27 protein-coding genes and 1 tRNA gene are annotated in these 23,384 nt (G+C 34.5%); 1 reads left to right on the top strand and 27 read right to left on the bottom strand.

Annotation, left to right across the window (positions count from 1 at the left end; all coding sequences use genetic code 11):
• Nucleotides 1–14: 14 nt before the first annotated feature.
• The 3 genes from EL082_RS07815 to EL082_RS07825 are packed head-to-tail and all read right to left on the bottom strand — an operon-like array spanning nucleotide 15 to nucleotide 497.
• Nucleotides 15–149 carry a beta-class phenol-soluble modulin gene (locus EL082_RS07815; RefSeq protein ID WP_015365104.1) on the bottom strand — a complete coding sequence of 45 codons (135 nt, stop codon included), beginning with the start codon at nucleotides 147–149 and terminating at the stop codon, nucleotides 15–17.
• Between the two features lie 43 nt (nucleotides 150–192).
• On the bottom strand, nucleotides 193–327 hold the full coding sequence (locus EL082_RS07820) for a beta-class phenol-soluble modulin (RefSeq protein WP_002450638.1): 135 nt from the start codon (nucleotides 325–327) through the stop codon (nucleotides 193–195).
• Between the two features lie 35 nt (nucleotides 328–362).
• A complete protein-coding gene (locus EL082_RS07825) occupies nucleotides 363–497 on the bottom strand; it encodes a beta-class phenol-soluble modulin (RefSeq protein ID WP_002450639.1) in 135 nt (44 codons plus the stop codon).
• A 363-nt stretch (nucleotides 498–860) separates the two neighbouring features.
• On the opposite strand from EL082_RS07825, the gene EL082_RS07830 reads away from it, so the two are divergent.
• Nucleotides 861–934 (top strand) — tRNA-Arg (locus tag EL082_RS07830).
• 312 nt (nucleotides 935–1,246) lie between these two features.
• On the opposite strand, the gene EL082_RS12195 is transcribed toward EL082_RS07830, so the two are convergent.
• From EL082_RS12195 to EL082_RS07940, 24 genes are all read right to left on the bottom strand, one after another.
• Nucleotides 1,247–1,669: a helix-turn-helix domain-containing protein gene (locus EL082_RS12195; protein ID WP_065428329.1), complete on the bottom strand. Its 423-nt coding sequence runs from the start codon at nucleotides 1,667–1,669 to the stop codon at nucleotides 1,247–1,249.
• A complete protein-coding gene (locus EL082_RS07840) occupies nucleotides 1,669–1,911 on the bottom strand; it encodes a hypothetical protein (protein ID WP_046464359.1) in 243 nt (80 codons plus the stop codon). The genes EL082_RS12195 and EL082_RS07840 overlap by 1 nt, the downstream gene beginning before the upstream one ends.
• Before the next feature lie 882 nt (nucleotides 1,912–2,793).
• Nucleotides 2,794–3,162: a hypothetical protein gene (locus tag EL082_RS07845; protein ID WP_053092481.1), complete on the bottom strand. Its 369-nt coding sequence runs from the start codon at nucleotides 3,160–3,162 to the stop codon at nucleotides 2,794–2,796.
• A gap of 390 nt (nucleotides 3,163–3,552) precedes the next feature.
• Complete coding sequence (locus tag EL082_RS07850; RefSeq protein ID WP_049416253.1) at nucleotides 3,553–4,134, bottom strand: hypothetical protein; 582 nt, start codon at nucleotides 4,132–4,134, stop codon at nucleotides 3,553–3,555.
• 68 nt (nucleotides 4,135–4,202) lie between these two features.
• Nucleotides 4,203–5,150, bottom strand: coding sequence for an N-acetylmuramoyl-L-alanine amidase (locus EL082_RS07855; RefSeq protein WP_232012180.1), 948 nt, complete (start codon nucleotides 5,148–5,150; stop codon nucleotides 4,203–4,205).
• A gap of 11 nt (nucleotides 5,151–5,161) precedes the next feature.
• Nucleotides 5,162–5,413: a phage holin gene (locus tag EL082_RS07860; protein WP_046464357.1), complete on the bottom strand. Its 252-nt coding sequence runs from the start codon at nucleotides 5,411–5,413 to the stop codon at nucleotides 5,162–5,164.
• Between the two features lie 37 nt (nucleotides 5,414–5,450).
• Nucleotides 5,451–6,002, bottom strand: a complete 552-nt coding sequence (locus tag EL082_RS07865; RefSeq protein ID WP_103286276.1) for a hypothetical protein — start codon at nucleotides 6,000–6,002, stop codon at nucleotides 5,451–5,453.
• Complete coding sequence (locus EL082_RS07870) at nucleotides 6,002–6,499, bottom strand: hypothetical protein (RefSeq protein ID WP_046464355.1); 498 nt, start codon at nucleotides 6,497–6,499, stop codon at nucleotides 6,002–6,004. The genes EL082_RS07865 and EL082_RS07870 overlap by 1 nt, the downstream gene beginning before the upstream one ends.
• Nucleotides 6,500–6,544: 45 nt before the next feature.
• Nucleotides 6,545–6,946 carry a hypothetical protein gene (locus EL082_RS07875; protein WP_049416259.1) on the bottom strand — a complete coding sequence of 134 codons (402 nt, stop codon included), beginning with the start codon at nucleotides 6,944–6,946 and terminating at the stop codon, nucleotides 6,545–6,547.
• Nucleotides 6,930–7,349, bottom strand: coding sequence for a hypothetical protein (locus EL082_RS07880; protein ID WP_047210501.1), 420 nt, complete (start codon nucleotides 7,347–7,349; stop codon nucleotides 6,930–6,932). The genes EL082_RS07875 and EL082_RS07880 overlap by 17 nt, the downstream gene beginning before the upstream one ends.
• A 10-nt stretch (nucleotides 7,350–7,359) precedes the next feature.
• The gene (locus EL082_RS07885; RefSeq protein ID WP_049416262.1) at nucleotides 7,360–7,650 is read right to left on the bottom strand and encodes a hypothetical protein; all 291 of its coding nucleotides are present in this window, start codon (nucleotides 7,648–7,650) and stop codon (nucleotides 7,360–7,362) included.
• Between the two features lie 43 nt (nucleotides 7,651–7,693).
• On the bottom strand, nucleotides 7,694–7,840 hold the full coding sequence (locus EL082_RS11920; protein ID WP_002452346.1) for a hypothetical protein: 147 nt from the start codon (nucleotides 7,838–7,840) through the stop codon (nucleotides 7,694–7,696).
• Nucleotides 7,830–11,825 (bottom strand): phage tail spike protein, encoded by a 3,996-nt coding sequence (locus EL082_RS07890; protein WP_103286275.1) that lies wholly within the window; start codon nucleotides 11,823–11,825, stop codon nucleotides 7,830–7,832. The genes EL082_RS11920 and EL082_RS07890 overlap by 11 nt, the downstream gene beginning before the upstream one ends.
• 12 nt (nucleotides 11,826–11,837) lie before the next feature.
• The gene (locus EL082_RS07895; RefSeq protein ID WP_103286274.1) at nucleotides 11,838–13,328 is read right to left on the bottom strand and encodes a phage distal tail protein; all 1,491 of its coding nucleotides are present in this window, start codon (nucleotides 13,326–13,328) and stop codon (nucleotides 11,838–11,840) included.
• 3 nt (nucleotides 13,329–13,331) lie between these two features.
• Nucleotides 13,332–19,097: a peptidoglycan DD-metalloendopeptidase family protein gene (locus EL082_RS07900; protein ID WP_049416265.1), complete on the bottom strand. Its 5,766-nt coding sequence runs from the start codon at nucleotides 19,095–19,097 to the stop codon at nucleotides 13,332–13,334.
• Nucleotides 19,098–19,137: 40 nt separating this feature from the next.
• Nucleotides 19,138–19,377 carry a UPF0158 family protein gene (locus tag EL082_RS07905; RefSeq protein ID WP_201454198.1) on the bottom strand — a complete coding sequence of 80 codons (240 nt, stop codon included), beginning with the start codon at nucleotides 19,375–19,377 and terminating at the stop codon, nucleotides 19,138–19,140.
• Nucleotides 19,374–19,691, bottom strand: a complete 318-nt coding sequence (gene gpG / locus EL082_RS07910) for a phage tail assembly chaperone G (RefSeq protein WP_049416269.1) — start codon at nucleotides 19,689–19,691, stop codon at nucleotides 19,374–19,376. Before gpG ends, EL082_RS07905 begins: the two co-directional genes overlap by 4 nt.
• A gap of 99 nt (nucleotides 19,692–19,790) precedes the next feature.
• A complete protein-coding gene (locus EL082_RS07915) occupies nucleotides 19,791–20,480 on the bottom strand; it encodes a major tail protein (RefSeq protein WP_103286273.1) in 690 nt (229 codons plus the stop codon).
• Between the two features lie 64 nt (nucleotides 20,481–20,544).
• Nucleotides 20,545–20,949, bottom strand: coding sequence for a hypothetical protein (locus tag EL082_RS07920; RefSeq protein ID WP_049416277.1), 405 nt, complete (start codon nucleotides 20,947–20,949; stop codon nucleotides 20,545–20,547).
• Nucleotides 20,950–21,345 (bottom strand): hypothetical protein, encoded by a 396-nt coding sequence (locus EL082_RS07925; RefSeq protein ID WP_049416280.1) that lies wholly within the window; start codon nucleotides 21,343–21,345, stop codon nucleotides 20,950–20,952. It lies immediately after the preceding gene.
• Nucleotides 21,342–21,695: a phage head-tail adapter protein gene (locus EL082_RS07930; protein ID WP_228065464.1), complete on the bottom strand. Its 354-nt coding sequence runs from the start codon at nucleotides 21,693–21,695 to the stop codon at nucleotides 21,342–21,344. The genes EL082_RS07925 and EL082_RS07930 overlap by 4 nt, the downstream gene beginning before the upstream one ends.
• Complete coding sequence (locus EL082_RS07935) at nucleotides 21,676–21,963, bottom strand: hypothetical protein (RefSeq protein WP_049416285.1); 288 nt, start codon at nucleotides 21,961–21,963, stop codon at nucleotides 21,676–21,678. The genes EL082_RS07930 and EL082_RS07935 overlap by 20 nt, the downstream gene beginning before the upstream one ends.
• A gap of 5 nt (nucleotides 21,964–21,968) precedes the next feature.
• Nucleotides 21,969–22,139 carry a hypothetical protein gene (locus EL082_RS11925; protein WP_002452335.1) on the bottom strand — a complete coding sequence of 57 codons (171 nt, stop codon included), beginning with the start codon at nucleotides 22,137–22,139 and terminating at the stop codon, nucleotides 21,969–21,971.
• Nucleotides 22,140–22,151: 12 nt separating this feature from the next.
• Nucleotides 22,152–23,372: a phage major capsid protein gene (locus EL082_RS07940; RefSeq protein WP_049416288.1), complete on the bottom strand. Its 1,221-nt coding sequence runs from the start codon at nucleotides 23,370–23,372 to the stop codon at nucleotides 22,152–22,154.
• Between the last annotated feature and the right edge of the window lie 12 nt (nucleotides 23,373–23,384).

Raw genomic sequence — 23,384 nt, forward strand, 5'->3', positions numbered from 1 at the left:
TTTTTAGTTTTGACTTAGAATCCGAATAATTTACCTAATACACTTACACCGTTTTCTACGATGCTTACAATGCTTGTTCCTAATTTTGCACCGTCATGTCCTTGTGCTGCTTTCACTGTGTTTGCGATTGCTTCTGCTAATTTTGTCATAATATATAATCTCCTTTATTGTTTATGATTTTTTAGTTTCGACTTAGAATCCGAATAATTTACCTAATACACTTACACCGTTTTCTACGATGCTTACAATGCTTGTTCCTAATTTTGCGCCGTCATGTCCTTGTGCCGCTTGTACTGTGTTTGCGATTGCTTCTGCTAATTTTGTCATAATTCAAAACTCCCTTTATTTAGATATTTTTATAATTAAAATCCGAATAGTTTACTTAACACACCTACACCGTTTTCTACAATGCCTACGATGCTTGTTCCTAATTTTGCGCCGTCGTTATTAACGCCAGCTTCAACAGTATCTTTAATTGCTTTGATTAAACCTTCCACGATAAACACTCCTTAATATTTATTGTTCAAAAGTTACTTTCAAAAACTGTTGTCATTGATATCGTGTTGTTTATCTATCGTTTTGTTATCTATACTATATAACTTGTACGCAATTATTTGGAGATTTGTTCTTAATTAGACAATTAGAACTCAAAACTGTAAAATCGCTTACAAAATTGAACAGTTAGGCACACTAAACTGAATTGCATTCAATTTAATAGTCCTTGTCCCTTTAACTTATTGATCATTAAGTTGATTTTATGTTTAATAACACTACTATAGTGAAAAATATAAACATTTTTTATAACATAGCTATTGCTAATTACTGATTATTTAGCTATAATAATTCTTGTGTTAAAAAATGTCCTGGTAGCTCAGCTGGATAGAGCAATGGCCTTCTAAGCCATCGGTCGGGGGTTCGAATCCCTCCCAGGACGCTAATAACCAAAAATTAAACACTTTTTAAAATTAAGAATCCCATAACGACGGGGTTCTTTTTATTTTGTCTATTAATAACACACCATATAAAACCAATTTTTAGGGACTTTTTAGGGACCCGAGTCCCTAAAAAATCCGCGCTCAATAAAGAACGCGGACAAAATATTAGAAAGATCTATTTTTGGAAGGTGGAACTAAATAGTTCCAATAATAATGCTAACATTTTTACGAATAAAAAACCACGCTCTTATGAACGTGACTAGTAGAATATAGTATCGATAAGACGTTATCGTAAGGTATATTATAACATATTATAAGTTATTTAACTCGTCTTTTACCTCTTGAATTGTGTAATCAAATTGTGTTGGTTCTTCGATTTCTTCGCCGTCGAAATGCAAATTTAAATCTTCATCTTTAATTAATTCAAGAATGTAATCTTTTTTATCAAACCATTGTGGACTAATTTCATACAAGTAGAAACTTTCTCCTTCTTTTGTAATAATTTCTAAGGTCTTATCTTGTTTGTGCATATCTACTACATAAGTTAATTTATTCATTTCAATTCGATCCAATTCGTATTCATATAATTTTTCGGCTGTTTCAAGTGTAACTTTGCCGATTTCACGTTCACCATTTCTTAATCTGGATATTACAGAATTAGAAACACCCGTTTCTTTTGAAATCTCATATGATGTGATATTGCTATTCAATAGATCTCGAATTTCTTTTCTCATTATTCGTTCTCCATTTCTTTAGTGTAATTGATAGCCCAAGAAACTGCAGGTAGGTTTCTACTTGAACCTACGAAAGAACCGCCTTTTTCATAAGTTTCAATCTCAATAGTATCTCCGTTATCTGCAGGGAACACATAGAAACTTTTATTTTCCGTCTCGAATTTAAACCAATCTTTTGTATCCATAAACCATTTACTGCTTTCTTTAGCCCATTGTTTGAATTCAGAATATATATTTAACATTTTATTTTTCCTCCTCGATTACTTTATATTTATATTATAATTGCCAACTGGCAATAAGTCAACAATTATTTTGCCATTTGGCAACATTTTTTAGGCATAAAAAATAAGGCAACCGTCGCAACAGTTACCTCAAGTACACTCCTCAAATATGTACCGCAATTTGTAGTTAATTATAACGCGTTTAGCAATTATATTAGAACTAAAAAAGGACGATCTTTAAGACCGCCCTACAAAAACTGATAATAACGTATCAAGTTATACATTAATTGTCAGCAAACATACACATCTCTTTCTAACAATAATAATACACATTGTTTTATATAAAGTCAAATAAAAAAACCGTCCAGTGGCATGCATAGACGGTTAGATGGATTTTTCAGTTTTTGAAATTTCTTTCGTTTCATAATTTTGATGCATGTTCTCATATTGTAACATAATAATACCACCCAGTGACATGCATAGGTGGTTATTAGGAACATAACAATTCATGAATTTAAAACAGCATTGATAATTTTATAGCATGTAATGTACATCATAACACAAAAAAACAGGGCAGTCACTAGGACTACCCCTTGCCAGTGTCTCCCAAGCGAAATCCAAAGGACTTGTTGGTACCCATTTACATTTTAACAAAAAAATAGGACAGCCGAAAGGGCTGCCCTAAAAAGAGAAAAAATATGAATATAAAATATCTTATAACTAAACTGGATTGAAATCCATAAATAGCATAACATATTATTTCCACTTAACGAAACCACATTACTATTTTTTACACAAAAAAAGAGGTAGTCCCCACGACTACCTCTGAATAGAGAAAAAAGTAACTATCTAAAACATCTTATAACTAAACTGGATTGAAATCCATGTATATAATGTAACATATTATTTCCACTTAATGGAACCCCAATACTTCTCTTTTTTAATTCTTTCTTGCTTATCCGTTATCTTACATAATGCACAGTAGAAATAACCTGATGATGGATTAGTAGGATATTTGAATTTCGCCCACCAATAGCCATCTTTTTTAGTAATGCTGACAAAGTCTACCCATTGATTTGATAATAACCAATCAGAACTTGGAACTACAGAACCTTTCAAGCTTGGACTACGTCTTACTTTGATTGTTGTATTAGTAGTAAATCTGCCTTTCCAATTCCATGTGATCTGCTTTTCTTTCTTTTTCTCTTTTGATTTCTTGAGTAATTTAGATTCTGCTTTCTTGTTACTAAATTTAGGACGTACAAACCACATTTGTGTGTCGTATTCGTGTTTACGACGTGTGACCGTTTCCCAACCAGTTCCATTATTGATTGGTCCACTTGTCCAACCACCACCTAGCCAGTTTTGTTCCTTATATTTTCTTGTTAAGTCGCTAATTTAACAACGTTCTCTTATGAACTGCTATATATTTCTATATAGAAAAGACTATATCATCAACCTAGCAGGTTGCCTCCCGTTTCCATACGCTTGAATGTACTCTACTCACTTCCACTAAAAAAACACTCGTATGAGTGTCTAGTGTGTTTTCGATAGTCGTTGCACGTTCTCATATCATTACCATATGAGCTTCGCTCATGATTGCCCTCGACTTTACGTTAGGGGTTCCCATGAATTAGAGAGGTTTGCTATGATAATTACTTATCAAAGGCTCCGTTTTAATTTTTGCAGTTCTCTGTATGCTTCTTGCGGGGTGTTAAAAGAATTTGTTCGATAATTCTTTTTATTATTTTGAAATCTACCATAATACTTATTATAATATCTTCTAACCCCTGGAAAACCAGTAGAATTTTTAAAACCATTTCTATTTAACATATTCTCTCTATGATTTACCCACCTACAATTTTCTGGTGAATAACCTTTAGAATTGTCGATTCTATCAAGTTCTAAACCTTCTTCAAAAGAATCTTCCATATCTTCAAGAAAGTTCTCAAAAGAATTTATCCATCTCTCACATACATGGATACCTTTTCCTCCATAGTAATTATATCTTTGGTTTTTTGGGTTATGACATCTTTCAATCATTTTTTTGTACCTATGATACAATCTGTGATCTACTTGTTGGTGACCACATTTTCTTCTACCGTTATGATACCAACTATATAAATTTCCTACGTGTTTCTTTCCACATATGTGACAATAAAATATTCCTTGTGGCTTTCCTTTAATAGGTTCAATTAAAGTATATACACCCTTTTTAACACCAATCATATTTCTAATCCCCATATCTAAACCCCCGTATAATTAATTTACTTTAATTATACCAATATGGTCGAAGAACCGCAACTTTTTAATCAAAGCACTGTAATCTCGTCGAGTGTAGCCTCAACGACCCAAGCTACATGACCCCAACCATCGCCCATTTGTTCTCCCCAAACGACTAAATCGCCTGGTTTAGCTAAAAAACTAGGTGTGTTTTTATATACTGTAGCCTCTTTTTTAAACTTATCTTTATTATAAGCATTAAAAGGAATGTCTTTCGCTCCATTACCTTTAAGTCCATGATCAAATAATTTATCCCAACCTACATTTGCGTAATCGACACATTGAAAAGCTGCGTACAAGTCATAATCGTATTGCTTACCTTCTGTAGATTTTAACCATTTTACGAATTCATCACGTGTAAATGATGTCGAGCCTTTTTCTACTTTCACTGGTGTAGCTTTAACTTTTACGTTTTGTTTGTAGTATTTAGCTACTAACTTATCAAGATTTGATGTATTTCTACCATATCCCGACGCCTCTAATGCATTGCCTGGATCTTGTTTATCAGCTTGAATATCTTGATGTCCTGGCATTCTAGTTTTGTAATCAATATGCCAATACTCTGCAAGATATGCTAATACTCTAGCGCCGTTATCTAATGCTTTTCTACTACGTTCTCTATCACTGAAATAACATATTTCAACACCTATCGCTACATCGTTAGCGTCTTTGTTGTACCAAATGTTATCTGTAGGCGCGTCATAAAGCACGTGCCAAGCTTTCTCTGTTGTTGGTATACAAATGATACATTCTTTATCGTCAACGAATATATGAGCGCTAGCTACGTTATTCCAAGGTATATTATAAGTGTTTTCATAATAGGTCACATTCGATTGAGCAGTTGTATTAATATTACCAGTATCATGTGCAACGATGAATTGTGGTTTTCCACCATCCATTGTTTCGCCATATCGGCGCGTTCCTTTTGTTAGTAATTGATATCTTACTTTAACACCTTTCCAATTCTCTGTAGCCATTGATAACACTCCTATTTTAAATTATTTTCTTTTAAGTATTCTTCTTGCGCTTTTGAATGCGAGTGAATAATATATGTGTTTTTATAGACGCCATATATCGCAATTACAAAAGGTACTATTGACGTAGCGAAGTTTTGCCATGCGTCTAATTTATCGGGCATTAAAAAAGGAACTTCGATTCCACTTGCTTTTAATGCAAGGTATAAAGCCCCTAACATACCACCAAATAAGCCAATATATTGTTTTAATTTATCTGAAGTCATTTGATTATCTCCTTTTGAGTAAAATAAAAAACCAACCTTAAAGGTTAGCTTTGTGAGTGTATTGTTTTTCTGGAATTGCATGTCCATTGTAAATGTAGCTTGCAATGAGTGAACCTGTATTATTGATTAACACATCAGTAACAGTTGAGTTATCAGTGATATTATTATGTTCTTTTAAAAGCATTGTCATTTCCGGGTCGTTAATGTGCATATTGATTTCTACATTAAATTGTTGTGGTAAAACCACTTTTGTATCTTCCATTTCTTTAATAAAGTTGTTGAGTTTGAAATTTTTCTTGTTTGATAAATTATTAATATAATCCTTAAAGAAATATTCTAATGTATCTTTGTCATAGTTTTTAACTGATTCACTATCGACAAATAAAGCTACATAAATTGGTTCGGGTACATTTTCATCATCTTCAGTTGTATATTTCAACAACCAACATTCAAGTTGCCCTTTATGTGATAACCAATCATCACGCATAATTTCTACGACTTTCCCTGCGATTGGCTCTGTTTCAACTACTACCCAATTTTCTGTTTTCTCATCATAAAATTTTAAAACGCCATTTGTCATACCTTCCATTATTTAGTCACTCCCGTATCTATCCAAATTTTATTTTTATCAGTAGGTGGTTGATTGCCTATAACGAAATCAGAACCACTGTCTTGTTTAAACATGCCATTCTTAACTCCGTATTCTAAAATCTCGTCCCATAAGTTATGTGTTTCTACATTAACTATCTGACGACCAATGACACTCTCAGTCACTTGTATTTTTGTTTTAGTATCAGACGGGAATACATAGCGATTATCGACCCATATTTCTAATGTATATGTGCCTGCAGGTATGATTTGATTAATCACTACATCGCACACATAAGCATTGTCTGATTGCTTAACTGTCGTATCGTAGATATATTTGACACCTGTCGAATCAGTTAAGTAAACTTTTGCAGGTTTATCGTTAAGCTTTAAATCATCATTGTTAGAATCAGTTAAGATGTATCTCATGTGTGATAGGTCACCTTGTTTAATACGGTTACCATCATTTGAATCATTTAAATTTAATACATTTTCCATTACTTCAACTCCTTAAAAATAAAAAGCCGACGCATAGCGCCGACTTTACTTAAATAATATAGGTGCTAGTCCAATTGCTGCAGATAATAAACCAAATATACCTGTTACAATTGCAGTAGCTATACCTACATTGAATGTTTGTTTTTTAGTTAATATTTGACTGAAACTTTTTATTTGTTCGTCGTGACCTTTAACTTCATACCTCAAGTCGTTAACTTCTGATACGAAATCTGTCATTTTATCACTAATCTTTTCTAAATGACTTTCTTGTTTCTTTTGTGATTCATAAGTTTGTTCTTGAATTACCGTTTGTTTATCCACTTTGTTATTCAAATTATTAATTGCCTCTGTGTGTTTTCTATCGTTCTCGTTGATTTTTTCATATATCTTACCTGTGTTACGCTCCCATTCATGTCGCAACACATATTTTTCATCGTTTTCGGACAATGCCTATCACTCCAAGCACACAAATTATAAAATTTAGCACTGCAAGTGTGGAAAATTGCAATGGTGTAAGCCAATTAATAGCATGAAATATACTTGCCGATGTCATTAAGAAGTAGAACAAACCATTACCTGCACCGCCCAACATAATTAAATAATTAAAAGTATTATTCATTTCTCTTTTAGGTAAGAAAAAAGGAGCGATGATCAACATTAAACTAAATACCATACCAAGAATTCCCCATACCCAAATAGGCATGATGTTATGAAGTGCTACATAGAACTGTGAATCGTCTAATATATCTTCTTGTTCTTTTGCCCAAAAGAAACCTCTTTCGAACATCAAAATTCCAATACCCATATACAGAATAACTTTATGGATGTAATCAAAGTAAGTTTTTTTCATAAAGCCACTCCTATTCCACTACATCTGTATCAGTATAAGTAACATCAACAACTTGCTTTGCTACTTTAACTACATATAATCTTGTAACGATACCAAACTCATAATTCATCTTATTTAAATCACTCAATCTTGAAGCCAACTTCTGTGCTTTTGATAAGTCATCAATCTTATAAGCTTGTGATGAAATTGGCGTAGAAGAAAACTGCCCTCTATAGTCTAGATTTAAAACTGCTTCTTCTCCCTCAGGTGATACCTGTACCAAAATATAATTTTCTTTTCTATTTACTACTTCGTTTGCCATAATTAATTCCTCCTAATTTTTTGTATAAAAATAGTGCCAAAGATTACTCTTCTTCGGCACTTTCTGAATTTTGTTCTTGTATGATTGCTTTTAACATTGCGTTTTCTTGCGTTAGTCTTGCCACTTCCTGTGTAAGGTAATTAATTGTTAATTGTGGATTAGCTTGTAATCCTTGATTATTATTTTCCATTGATTTGTTCCTCCAGTTTCTCAACTTTTTCATTTAATTGTTGTATTGCTCGTAAAGACCATGACAACATTTCGTTAGTGTTAACACCATCTTGCAGTATAAATTCGACTGGTGTTTCATAGTTATCACCAATCACAGGACCATGATGAATTACTTCTTTTTCATCATCTTTATACTTATAACTATAGAGTTTTAGTTCATTACTCAACACTGATAATGCGTCATAATTCCATTCTTGTATTTCTTTTTTATACTTCTCACTTGAAGCTTTAATAAAGTCACTTGCTCTTACAGGTTTGTATCCAGTGTTTCCACCATTCCAAAACAGATTATTCGTTACACGCAATTCATTTGATGACACCCCAATATAAAAGTCTTTACCATCCGTATCATTAAGTCTTATTGAATTAGATTGAATATCTCTGCACTGTAAATCTTTATAATTAGGACTTCCGTTATTGTAGCCTTTGATATCAGTAATTCTTAGTTTATCTTTAACATTTGCATATAAGTTATCGGCTTTAGATGTCCAATCTCCATATAATCGATTTGCATAGAAACTACCACTACCGATATCACCTTGATTATTTGTAGCATATACAATAGGCTCATAATCACCATATGTTTCTGTTGGCATACCAGCTTTTCTAAATCTAATACCAGAACCTGCATTACCGTATCCAGGTATGTTTGTTTCGTTACTTATTTCTCCGAATAGTAAAACACCGTCAGTAAATTGCGGGGTGTCGTTTTGTTTTATATAGAATGAAAATTCATTAGCTCCGACACGTCCACCTGTCCATGGTCTTAAATAAATAGAACCTTCCCATGTTTCAATGTTTGTTGTAAAACGTGATCTAGTATAAATACGACTTTGTTCAGATTGTAAGAATACAACGCCGTAAGTTGAACTCAATCTTACACCACGTGAACGGTCATTCATTAAATCATAATGAAATTCTAAAGCACCTGCTTGTTCGGAACCTAATCCACCACTCATCATTGTGGATAAACCTTTTTCCGTCATATACAGGTTATAGCCCGTATCTTCATTAGAACTCATAATATAACCGTTACGAATCCCAACGGTTGCATTTGGTGTATCCGTAACCCCCGACCAAGTACGAGAGTATTTCCCACGTGATAAAACTTGATTATTTCTAATCGTTAATGAATTTGTACTGTCGCCACCAACAATACCTAACTTGTTTACATTGATATCTAAACCTTCATTAGATAAGTTTATTCGGTTAATAACTTCATCTTTACCCACTTTATTATTTAAATTTTGAGTGACCACGTTAAAATCTTTATTCACTGTGATATCGACTTTATCGCCTTTCAACTTGATACCGTCACTACCAATATTCATTAATTGAATTGCGCCATTTTCGTCATATGTGAATGTCATACCTGTAGCCACATTGTTTGTGAAATCACTAATTGTTTTGCTTAACGTTTTCTTACTAGCATTAAATTCTTCTTTAGTCGCTCTTTGTTGAATATCTTGACCATTTTGTGTAATAGAGGTCGTCATGTTGGTTAGTTTTGTGTCGGTGTCTTTATCTGAAGCTTTCCAATCCGTATTTTTATTACCCTGAACGAGTTGAACTCCGGTAATAGCAACTTTAGAGTCTACTATGTTATTAGGTTTTAAAATATAGATGTTCATTGGCGATTCATAAGCAGTAAATACAAACTCGTATCTTTGCCATGTGTTATTGCCTTCAAAATTTTGATTAATCCATTTCGTTTTACCTGCTTGCAACCTGAATGTCGGTGCGCCATTTAAAATTTTAACCCAAGCACTCAATACATACTCTTTACCGATCTCAAGAGATAAGTTGTCTTGAGCTATCCCTTTTTCTTTTGAAGCGTCGTTACTTTCATACACTGCCACACTAGTAAAACCATTTGGCATATCTGTAAGAGTTGTATCATAAGAATTTGCGGGTGTAGTAGCTCCAACATTTCGCCAATATGTTAATCCCGCTAAAAAATCACTATTAGCAATTAAATTTCTTGTACCAATAGCCATATTCTTGTACTCACTCAAGCTCACTTTATCGCTAATTAAATTATTTAACTGTTTACGTTCACTATCTGCGCTATCTAAACGTTCGACAATGCCGTTCTTATCAGTTTGATAATCCATACTCTTTACATAACTTTTTAATTGCTCGGCAGTATCTTCTCGTGAGGCTTGTATTGCCTTTTCAATCACATTCGGTGTGCCAACCATATTGTTATTACTATCAACAGTTAGACCAAACTTACTAGCTACCTTATTCAATGCGTCATTAAATTTCTCATCAGTGTATTGTGATTGAAGTAATTTCAAACGTTTATCTGCAGATATTTGAGCGTTACGCATAGCTTTATACAAGTTTTGTAACTTTTGTCGATAAGAACTAAATTGACTTTGAATATCTATTAATGTACCTATAGTGGCAGTATCACTTGTGATAGAACCTAAATCACTATTGATTTTTTGATAGATACCATCAACATTATTTAATTCAGTTTGTAATTTTGTTTTTAAATCTGTATCAACGAGATATTCGTTATTTAATACCGCATAAGTTTCATCCATTAATTTGGCATGTTGGATTGATAGATTTTCAAAAGCATTTTTTATGCTATCGTATAGTGCTTTTTCCCTAGTTACACCACCAATTTTCTCAACATCATCTACAGTTTCATTTAACCATTCACCGTTCCAATATCGTCTTAATACTGCAACATTTGGATTGCTCGTATCGTACCAAAGCATATCGTTAACCGGATTTTCCGGTGGCGTATCTTGTTTAAATATCTTACGTTCAAAGTATTCTAATTGGCCTGCTACTGCATCTTTAACAATCGTATTAACATTACTCACATTATCATTCAATTTCTTACTTATATCGGCAAGTTTTTTATTGAATATATCTCTTAAGTTATTTTCTTCATATTCAACTACGTTGCCGAATTTATAGTTACTTTCATCAGTGAGTAAGTTGTAATCAACGCCGATGACTTCTGCTTCTATATAAAGCGGTGGTCTGAAATCTCTATCTTTAATACGTACTGTGTCGTGGAGGGATACAACCATTTCTGGATAGTGTCTATGAATATCTGTAGAAGTGATTTCATAACTGATTGCCGATTTATTACGCTTGTTAAGTTCAGTTTTAGCAAGCGTGGTTAAACGCTCATCAGTCATATTGCTATCGTCTGATTCTGGTTCATACACACTCAATAAGTAACGCCCAGGCAATCCAAACTGTGCCTGAGCGTCATCATCTGTAACTATTTTTTCTAATCGTTGTCCAGTGTCGTTTTCAGGACCAATCGCATATAATGCAGTCCGTACTTCTGACATATCAACGGTACGTGTCATTCCTGTTAAATCTTTACCTTTAGTGATTTCTTTACCTTTAAATAGACTAACTGGTTTCTTTAATGTTACATATCTATGTTCTACTGTATGAGAACCAAGTTCTATATAGTATTCTGCCACCATACCGTATGTTGTGCATAACATGTTGATAACTTCATATGGTGTTGAATAAGATGTCCATGATGTTGTTCTCATACCACCATGTTCAGTGTCATCTGACATTTCCCAACCAGTATTACGTAGCGTATCATTCAAGGCTTGAGACGTGCTATATGAACTATATTTCCCGGGTTTAATTGGACGTGATTTATCGATATCTTCTAAATATGAAGCATTACTTTCTACATCAGTTGTACCATCAAAGTTATCTACCACATGAGAAATAATGAACTCACGATAAACACCATTATTATCTTGTGCAATAATACGATTACGTTCACGCAAATGTTCAGCGCGATCATTTAACATTGTGAAATCGAATGTTTCTGATTTTTCTTCGGCGTTGGTACTCATCACTGCATTTAATAATGCGCCGTCATCACGACTAATATAATCAATAATTTTGTCATTAAAATCTAAAATATGAATGCCTGTATGTTTCAATTCGTCACCTCCTTATAAATATCTATCTTGCCAATAAACGGTAGTATCAAAAGTCTTTTCTGGATAGATGATACATTCGTTATAACCGCTATTGATATTAAAGAAATCGCTACCAAACGTTTTTAAATCAAGTGACGGATCTTCATTAATCGTCACAGTTTTATCTTGTGTATTAATGTTAATCACATCACCTTTTTTGATTATCATGTCACGTGCTTTAGGTGGTTTAGGTAACTTCTCATGAGTATAACTACCTAAAACGTACGTAGGCATGTGATTATAACTACCATTCTTTGCAATATAAACACTTACTGCTGCGATAGGACGTTGATAAAATTTACCACTATCTTCCCATTGTTTTTCGTTTACATCGACTGGAATCACACGTTTAGGATAATCGAGCTCTTTATACTTCCAAGTTTTGATTTTAAATGTAGTACCTACACGTTCTAAACGCATATATAAAACAATATCTTCCCATTTATAAAACATAGGCAAATTTGTATATTCATATATTTTCTTTTGTTGACCTAACTGATCAAATAGTGTAATTACAATACTTCCAATTGCTTGGCTTGCTCTAGCATTTCTATAACCGATACTTGCAATTAGGCGATTGTCTGTATCATATAAGTATTGAGCACAATGTGTAGAGCCTTTATTTTTTTGATTCACATGAATTTTACAAGTGGAAACAAAATCTTGTGCTGATTTACCAAAACTATGTTTATATTCTGCGCCATTCCAACCAGTTGTTGATGTGATGCTATCTTGTTTTAATTTAAATGCATCATTAGATGAACTCATTTCAAAACTACCACCATTGGTACCGCCTGTGTAATTATCATTGATAGTGCTTCCTGATTGTTTTCCCCAACCTGTAAAAGCACGCATTTCATTATTCCAAAGAATTGGAGTGTAATCTTCAACTGGTTTATCCAAGTCATCGTCGCCAATCATGAAGTAATCTTCATCGTTCTTAGTAATCATATAATAGCTTGCATTTTGTAATGCTGTTGCTTGAATAATTACTGGACTATCTGCGGTTCCTGTACTAACTGCACTGACTTGGTCTGAAATGGCAGTGTTTTTGGTACCTTCAACAGCGTATTTGTAAGGGTCTGCTAAAACAACGTTAACCTTGAATGACCAAAAACCAATACGGTCTTTGTCTAATTCGATGGGTCCTTCTATATATGCACTCCAATACCAATCTTGAGATGTGAACTGTAACTTAACTGGTTCATCATAATTGAAAAATCGTACGACTTCATTTAACACATCGTTTAACTTTTTCATACCGCCATGTGATAAATAATCGTTACGTATGATAAGAGGTAATTCAAAACGATATTCTTTTAAATTTCTACTTTTTACAATGCTTCCTGGTCTCCCAGCTATTTCTTCACTTTCAATAGCAAAATTAAAAGAGGGTATTTCAAACCCTCTTTCAACAATCAACCATGGAAGTGTTTTATCATTTACTTTTATTGTATCAAGCATTATCTAACCTCCCACTGGTTTAAAATTTGCTTTTCTTGATTTCTGTCTTTCGTATTTATCTATACCTTTAAAAATTTGTTGTTCGTTCGCAAACTGATCAATGACAGGTTCAAAATCTTTGTCTGCAATGTCTTGATTGCTACGTGCAAGTTGCATCAATAGTGAAATCTGTTGTTGTTGTCCCTCAATCATTTTGAGTAATAATTCAGTATCGTTGTTATTAGTTGATACATTCTTACTACTAAATGCACTTGGTCGTTTATTACCTTTTGATTTAGAACCTTGAATGTCTTTAGCAGCAAGTGCAAGTAATTTCATAGCGTCTGTGCGACGGTTTGGATCAGTTGGTATTACCCATTCAGGGTATCCACCTTCTGCGATGTTATACCAACCTGCATTTTTGATTAAGCCTCCTGTAGCGTAACCGTGACCATGACCGATAACTTGTAACATGCCTGATTTACCATATCGTTTTTTGGCATAATTGATTGCAGCCATAGCGTTATCTAAACCATTCATGATGTTACCATGACCTGGCAATTTATTTGCTGCAAATGTTGTAGGTATAACTTGTAATAATCCTCTTGCAGCATTCGGACCACTATTAACGTCTTGAACTTGTTGTCTAGCTCCTGCATTACCACCAGACTCTGATTGAACTTGTCTAATCCAAGCATTAACATAATTGCTACTTGTCGGTAATCCATTAGCTCTTAAAGCTTTAATAATTTCTGGGCGCCATTTACTTGCAGCGCGTGAGCCTCCTGATTTACCGCCGCCCATGTTTTTCTTGAGCCAAGTTACTGGATTTATCGGTTTACCATTTTTATGCATTTCATAGTGTAAATGTGGTCCTGTAGAAGCGCCAGAGTTACCAGAAACACCTAAAACGTCACCTGGTTTAACACTTTCACCATTCTTTTTATAGCGTTTGCTTAAGTGACCGTAAAAAGCTTCTAAAGCTCCAGATTTTACAACTACATAATGACCAAATCCACCAGGCATTTCTTTGTTATAAGCTTTACCACTTAAAGTAGACTGTATTTTTTCATAAATGTATGGTAAATCAATACCTGGATGTGGCCAACTAAACGCATAACCTGGAGGTGGACCATTAGGACTGTACGGGGTGGTAATGTTATTTAAATATTTAATATAACTTCCGTCACCTGAACCACCCGCGTCTTCTAACCAACCACCAATTAAGTCTTTAGCAGCTTTTTTCATCTTACCAAAGACGCCTTTCATCATATTGTACGGCAATTCTGCTGCTTTACTAATACCGAATGCATCTAGATTGACGCCAAACTTACTGAACACAATGTCAAGTAGTTTTCCAGGCTTCTCTATCCATTCCATAACATCCCCAACTGCTTTAGATACGGCTTTTCCTGCAGACTTAGCCCAACCTGCACCTGTTTCTACTGCATTGGAAACACCTTTTTTAGTTGCACCCCAAGCATCGCTCAATTTATCTTTGGCTGTATGCGCAATATCATTATGCTTTTCAGGTTTCGCTTTTTTAGGCTTTTTACCGAACGATAAAGCATTTCCTAACATAGAACCAATACTAAATTTAGGTATTGTCCCATCATTGAATTGTGGACGATTCAACATTGCGTGAGTTTGAGCACCATTCAAGATACGCGTTCCTTTTTGTAACGGCATTGTTGTATCTTTAGCAGGAGTGATGAAAGGTTTACCTTTCGGTGGAATAACAGTTTCATGTCTAAATCCACCTGGACCATTACCTTTACCTTTATCTCCCACAGTGGCTAGTGTACTACGGTTCAACTTGCCATTTGTTACATAGTTTTGAGTATGAGTTGATTCAGTACCTGTAGACAATTTTATTTTAGGCAGTTTATCCATGCCTAATTTACCTGCTACCCAGTTAACACCACTGATTAATTTGTTTAATCCGCCTTTAACTCCACTGACCATACCACCGATATGACCTTTGATCCTACCAATCAATGTTTTTAATCCACTGGCCATATTTCTAAATGTATTTCTAACACTGCTCCATAAACTTTTTGCAAGACCAGTAACAGAATTTTTTATACCTTTCCATTTAGAAATCGTATCACTTTTCACTCTACTAAATGTGCTACTTGTACCACTTTTTAATCTACTCCAAGTTCCTTTAACACCACTCCATAAACCTTTTGCGTGGCTTACTACAGAATTTTTGATATTTTTCCAAGTCTTAGTAAGCCAGCCACGTAGTTTACCAAAGATTGCTTTAGTGATATTCCATGTTGATGTAAAGTTGCGTTTAACTCCGTTATATAAACTTTTAGCAAAACTAATCACTTTGTTTTTAATATAACTCCATACTTTAACAGAGAAATTTTTAATATTATTAAATACACGTTTCACAAAGTTCCATGTACCTGTAAACGCACGTTTTACACCATTATAAAGGCCTTTAGCTAAAGCAATAACCTTATTCTTAATATAAGTCCATACTTTGACTGTAAAGTTTCGAATACCAGTAAATATCTTTTTAACTACACCTGATAAACTTGTGAAAGCTCTTTTTACTCCTGCACCTAATGCTTTTGCTAATGCAACGACTTTATTCTTTATGTAATTCCACGCTGCTATAATCCAACTTCTTAAAGCGCCAATGATTTTACGAACGCCATTTGAAAGTGCTCGAATTGCTCCAATCACACTATTTTTTATAGCATTCCATACACGTATAGAGACGCTTTTAATGACATTCCAAGCGCTTGTAACAAATGCCTTTAAACCGCCAATTATGGCTTTTGCTCCAGCAATGAAAGTACGAATGATAGCTAATACACTGTTCTTAATAGAGTTCCATATTGCTATTGAAACAATTTTAATTGCATTCCACACCGCAGTTATCACGGCTTTCCACATGGCAAAGGACGCTTTCATCATAGTGAACCAAACTCTAATAATCGCCATTACACCATTTTTTATGGCATTCCAAATAGCAATTGATACATATTTAATACCATTCCACACTGCAGTAATGACTGTCTTCCATATGCCGAAATAAATTTTAACGGCAGTAAGCCAACCTTGAATTATTAACATAACCGCAGTCTTGATACCAGTCCATGCGAGAATTGCGCCCATTTTAATGGCATTCCATACTGCAGTGATAACTAGTTTTAATGATTGAATTGGATGTAGTACGGCCATTTTAATAGCATTCCATGCTAATGTGGCTGATGTTTTCATTAATCCCCATATAATCATTGATGCCGTTTTAATTCCATTCCAAACACCGATGATGTAAGGTTTAAGGAATCCAAACACAGATATAGCAGTATTTTTTATGGCATTCCAAGCAGAGATAACGAAATTACGGAAAGTTTCATTATTTTTCCATAGATATATAATACCCGCGACTAAAGCGCTAATAGCAGTAATAACTATACCGACTGGACCTGTCATAAACCTAATAGCTAGACCCAAACCTCGAGTAGTTAACGCTGCCATTTTTGTAGCAATAGAATATTTACCTGTCATTATGGTTGCTAATGAAGTGTTTCTAGCATTTAATATTTGTGCTAATGCAAGAGCTCGTGTAACACCTGTCCAAATAGCCATCGAAGTTTTCGTTACATTTACTATAGCATTATATGCACCTGTTACCAACGAGGCGCCACCAACTACTGTTCTATATACTCCCCACATTGGTAGAATTGCAGCTAATGCACCACCGACGGCTGTTAAGACACCTGTCATTAGTCCCATTGTATTGTTAGCCGTAGCACCTTTAGCGATAAACCCTGTCAATGCAGTAGTTATTCTTAACATTACTGCGCCAACTGGTGCCATACCTTTAATCAATCCTACAATAATAGATCCAATATTTTTAAGTAATTGCCAAACAACTGGACCATTCGACTCTAAGTATTTTAAGAAGTTTTTAAAACCTTCTGTGTTTTTTAAGTTCGCCGCCCAATCTTTAAATGATTGTGTCACACCTTGCATGCCTACTAGCACATTATGTGAATGACCACTAAAAGCACTAAATAAACTGATAATACCACTAAACACATTACCAAAAATTTGACCAACAATTGGCAAGTTCGTTTTAGTGTATTGAATGAATTGAGCTATACCTTTATCTGTACTTGTGCTATTTGCCCAAGCATTAAATTTATTAGCTAGACTTTCAATACCTTTACCTGTCCATGTAAATAATGGTCCAAACTGTGTAAACATGTGGGTGATCCCGTCTCCCACTTTCATTGCTGCATTTAATAAGTTTTGGAATATCGGCGGACCTATATTATTAATGAGTTTGAATGCATTGTTTGCATTATTAGATGAGTTAACCCAATCACGCATTCTAGCAGATGCTTGTGCTATTTGACTTGTCGTTTTTGAAATGAATGGTGTAAGTCTTGTTAACGCAATCTTAGCGATATTAATACCATTAGCCATAGTATTAAAGATATCTGCTTGATTAGCTTGCACTAAACCTTTCCATTGATTTTGCAATCTACTTAAGACTGATTGATAGTTTCTTACTTCTGCAGTTGCTCTCAATTCACCATCTTCAAGCATCTTCAACGCAGTTGTAGCTTGGCCACTAAATGCAGTTACTGCACCTAGTGCTACACCATAAGCACCACCAAGCCCAATAGCACCACCTGCAGCAGCAGTTGCAGCGCCACCAATACCAGACAACGCACTTACAGCACTTCCCGCTATTGGAATGATGGTACTAATATTTGATATTAAACCACCAAAGCCAATACCATTCACAACATATCCAACGTTTCTAAAGCTATTACCTATCTTATTTATTTTAGCGTTGACTTCTTCCCAATGTTGAGCCATAGCTGTTAATGCAGGTCCCATGCCAAAGAACTTCGTTTGTTCTCTTTGGAATTCTTTCAGTTCAGATGTTGTTTCATCTATTCTATTTTGTAGAACATTGTAAGCCATTGCTTGTTGATAAACTTCTTTTTCGGCTCTGTCTAATTTCGCAGGTAGTTGACCAACTTCACGATTTAAACTGGCGTAAGATTGTTCTGCTGCGTTCGCTTCTTTCTTAGCCGTATCCATTGCAGATTTTGCACTTGCCATCGCTTGTTGATTTGCTTTACTAAAATTTTGTAATTCATTCTTAGCGTTAGCCGTTGCTATTTTAGACTCATTTAAATCGCGTTTAGCACTATCTACAGATTTTGAAAGACTCGCATATTGCGTTTTAGCTTTAGTTAACTGATTACCTAATGCCGTTAGCTCTTGTTTACTTGCTTTACCAGATTTACTTAATTCATTGAATTCAGATTGCAAACTATCGACAGAGCTTTTAGCATTCTTCATCTTAGCACTCAATGCTGTCACTGTATTCTGCATTTGTTTTTGTGTTTCTTGTGCAGATTTTACGTTCGCTTTATGCTCTTTCAACTCATTGTTCAACTTATCATATGAATTAGCTAAAGTCTCATAACTTTTTTTAGCTTTTTGAGCGTTACGTGCCGATTCTTCAAGCTTATCTGACATGGTTTCTTGTGCACGTCTTAACTGATCTAACTTCTTCTGTGCTTGTTCACTCGCTCTACCTTGTTGAGTAAGTGTTTTGTTGAGACCTTCAATTTCAGTTTCGTATTTTTCTACTGATTTTTCGGCTTTATCGAAACTTGAAAGGTTCTTTTTCATTTCTGCATCAGTAGTTTGTAACTTACGCTTTAAATTTGCCATACCGCGATCAATATCTGATGTATCTAGGCCTAAATCAATCGTAAAACCTTTAATTTCATCTGCCATTCAACTCACTCTCCTTTCTTTAGAAATAAAAAAAGAGAGCCTAGCTTGAAGCTCTAGGGTCTTTACCTGTTATAGCTCCAATTAGGCTCTCGTTCTTACCAACTTTCTTCGTTTTAGATTTCTTCTTATTATTCATAATGCGAAGTAACTGATAAATATCTGTGTTGTCAATCTCAGGCATTTTCCAACCATTTTCCATCAACTCTTTATAAAGCGTATCAAGATATTCTGATTGTTTTTCATAAGTGAAATCTTCGGGCTTTAAACGAGAGTCATCTATTTCATTGTCTTTCCCTCGTCACCTAAGATACCGCCTAATTGTTCCATTGCAACCGTGATAACTTCACGTGCATCAATCCCATCTTCAAACTCTTCTGCGGTGAATTGACCGTCATATAAGTCATTTGCAATAAAGCTATATAATTTGTCTAGTAAGTTATCGTCAAATTCGCCGCCATCTTGTTCTAATTTTTGGAATTCTTTACCTAAATTGAAACCTTTACGTGCAACACTACCTTTAATAAAAGCAGGTGCATGATATTTTTTTACTTCTCCATTTTCATCGTATAATTCAATAAATTTCTTAACTGCCATAATTTATATTCTCCTTTTCATCGGGTTTTCTGTTAGACCGAATAATTAGTTTTTATTTTTGTATACAAAAATAGACGACCGAAGTCGTCTATAAATCAATTATGCTGTTGGTTCAGTTGCTTCTGCATCTGTAGTAGGTTCACTTGCAGTACCATCAGAAGATGTTGATGTAGTTAAAGGTTCAGCTGTTGTTTGAACTGTATCAAACGTTTTACCGAAAATTGAATTGAAAATCGTGTCACGACCTTCAGTTTTACCTTGGTCATCGTAAGCCATAACCACTGCTAACTCTTCATCGAATCCATCAACTTTACGTTCCATGAATTTACCTTCGATTTCATCTGAACCGAATTCAACACCATCTTCTTTAGTTTGTCCTTCTTTGTTTGGACGTGTGAATACACCTTTTGATAATCCAAACCACTCTTGAGAGCCATCTTCCATTGTACGTGGGATAGCTACGGCTGTATAAGTAATACCAGTTGATTTACCAAAGCCATAAACTGTTTTATTTGTTTCGTGTTCAATTAATCCTAATAAGTCTTTTTGAACATCAATTGGCAGTTTATGGAAAGTTAAAGATAATTGTGTTTCACCTGCTGATTTTGCAATCTCAGCAACCTTGTTAGAACCATAAGCTTTTTCTAATTCTTCACCAAATTCAATAGAAAGCTCTTGAACATAATCAACTTCTTTAATACCTGATGTTTTAACTGTTCCATCACTTTCTTCTTGTAATACTGCATAGTACATTTTTCCTAAACCTGTAGCGGCATTATATCTACCCATTTAAATATCCTCCTTAAATTTTTGCATTAAAATAGCCCTTCGTTTCTCACGAAAGGCTAATCAATTAAATATTTTTATCTATATGTCTTAAACCATCTATCGTATAAGGATTTCCACGGTAGCGTCGTGCATCCATATACAGTTTTAAATCTGTGTCATATTCATCAGTTCCATCCACTTGTTTAAATCCTATTGACCATAAGGTTTGACGGATCTCTTCTTGTAGAAGTTTAACCACATCATAATTAGGACCACGAACATCAATTTGATATAGATATTCGGTTGTTAAATTAATATCACTTGCGTAGGTTTCAGGTTGTGGGGAGACAAGAGGGTCAATCAATATATAATGATTCGACCTATCTGCCGTCTCATCATATGTGTAAGCTCGAATTCGACCTGTACAATGTTGAGCAATTGTTTCGTTGTTCAATAGATATTTTTTTAAAGTTTTCAACATATCAAACATTTACAAGTCTCCTTCCAATGATTGCTTTATAATTTCTCTGAATGGTCGTTCAGTCATAAACATTGTTCTAGCAATTGCACCTTTACCTCTTGGGTTTGGGTTTTTAATTGTTCCCCATTCGTTTAAATGTATAATCGCATATCGATTCATTGAACCATGCCAGTGAACTTTAACCATTCTTGTTTTCCCGTGAACATAATAAGGGTCAGTAACTGAAACTTCATGAATACTTGCACCTGTATCACGGAACACTTCAAAATTCGCTTTCAACACACCTACAAAGTATTTAGAGCCTTTGTTCAATGCTTTATCTTGAGCTTTGAGCATTTGGGTTTCTCCGTACTTTTCGCCAATCTGCCTAAGCATTTGGTGAACACCTTTAACGTCTACGCTCATTCTGAAATCTTCCCAATAATCTTAATGTTCCTATGGTTATCTGTATCATCAAAGACTTGTTGAATATTGTATTTTTTATTCCTATATTGCGGTAGTTGAATTTCAAAATACATATCATCAGTAATTTCTATATTAATAGGGTGATACGTAACCATAGTTAAACTAGCTTGATTGTTCGTCATATCCAAATCTTTCTGTGATGGTTGATAAACATTAGCAAAACACTTAAAAACGACCTCTTCCACAGTTTCACCAGGAAAAAAGTCGTCTGTCGGTGTTGCTTTATAAAATGCAACTGGCGTTCTCATGTCGCCACCAGTCACAAATTCATTACGTTGTAGTGCCATCATCTGACACCTCCATGTTCACGATTTGAAATTGAACAATACTAGATAAAAAATTATTATGGAATTCCTCTAGTTTATCGTTGAATACATATCTTGTACGTTCATAAACTAATTCACGACCTAATGAGGATTGTTGCATATCGAAGTCCCCACATTTTGCTTTGATATCTTCATAAGACATCCCTAAATCGTTTTTAATACGATCATCTTCGATATCATAAAAAATTCTATTACGATTTTTGAATTCTTCCACATGCGTATCAGTAATCATTTAAATCACTTCGATTCTCTAACTCGTTCTAAGAAAGGTCCTTTAAAACCATTTGCAGACAAAGTTTTTTCAACTTCATCTGCACGTTTCACTGTCATTTCTACCTTGTCTCCTGCTTTAAGAGACTTTTCTAATTGCTTATCGTTGTAGTTTTTTAACACTTTATAATTGGCCATTATATACACCTCCTATGCTGTCGGCTCAGTTGCTGCAGCGCCAGTTGATGTAGGCGCACCGAATGAACTGAAATCAACATCATATACGAATGAAGTTTTGTTATCATCCGGTTCAGCATATAAGAACTGCTTTGCAGTATATAAGTCCATATCTTCTAATGCTAGTGTTTGGTCAAACTCACGTACGATGACTTCGCTACCTGCATAGAAGTTATAACGTGTTTTATCGAATGCTACTGCTTTACCTTGAGGTACAAATTCAGACTGCTCGAACGTCACGTTAAATGGAACCGGACTTACAAATTGGCCATTGTGTAATTGCATGAATGCAATACCAGTGTAGATATAGTCTGCAGGGTTTAACGCAATAACAACGTTATTTAATACGCTAGCACCTTTAGAACGTTTAACATTACCGTCTTTATCATAGTATTCTTTAATTGATAAGTTTTTGATAATGTTACCAATTTCTTTAATTGATGTTTCTGCATCAGCTAATGTTAATGTTCCTGCAGAAGTTTTTTCTGATACCGCACCGTTTGTACGATTAATTTCATTCATTAATCCTACTGGTTGGTTTTTAGCAGCACCTAAACCTTGAATAGCAGTTTTTTCAATTGCTACTGCGAAAGCTTCTTTGATTTGTGCACGTACATAACGATCAACCCATTGCACACCTGCATCTTTTAAATCTTTTGGTACTACAACAAATGCAGTTGCTTTACCTAAAGTAACGTCTTGTTCAAAGAATGAAGCCTCTAATTGACCTTTAATTTCTGAGAACACTGGACCCCAAACAACTTGACCTTCTGGTACTGAACGAATCACACGTGCACGTAATCCAGTACGTTGAATTGTGATATGTTTCAATAATGGGTGTTCAGTTTCGATATCTTCAAAAATTCGGTCAATCACTGTTTCAGGTAATAATTCTCCATCTTTCCAGTTAGTATCAGTGTTTACATGGTCTTCTGAAACTAATGCGTTGTAGAATTTCTTTTCTTCGTTAGTTAAACGGTTAACATTACGCGCATTTAATACTGCGTTGTCACCTTGTTCTTGTTTCATGTCTTTACGAATAGCGTTTGCTAATTCTTCAGAATAAGCATTCATATATTCTGTGTATTTTTCTTTCACTTCTTCATCAGAAGCTTTAGAACTCATATTCGAAAACTCTTTTAATAATTGTTGAGAGTTTTGAAACTCTTCTCGATTTTCTAAGTCAATTGCCATAATTAAATTCTC

The organism is Staphylococcus warneri (genome assembly GCF_900636385.1).
Classification (GTDB): domain Bacteria; phylum Bacillota; class Bacilli; order Staphylococcales; family Staphylococcaceae; genus Staphylococcus; species Staphylococcus warneri.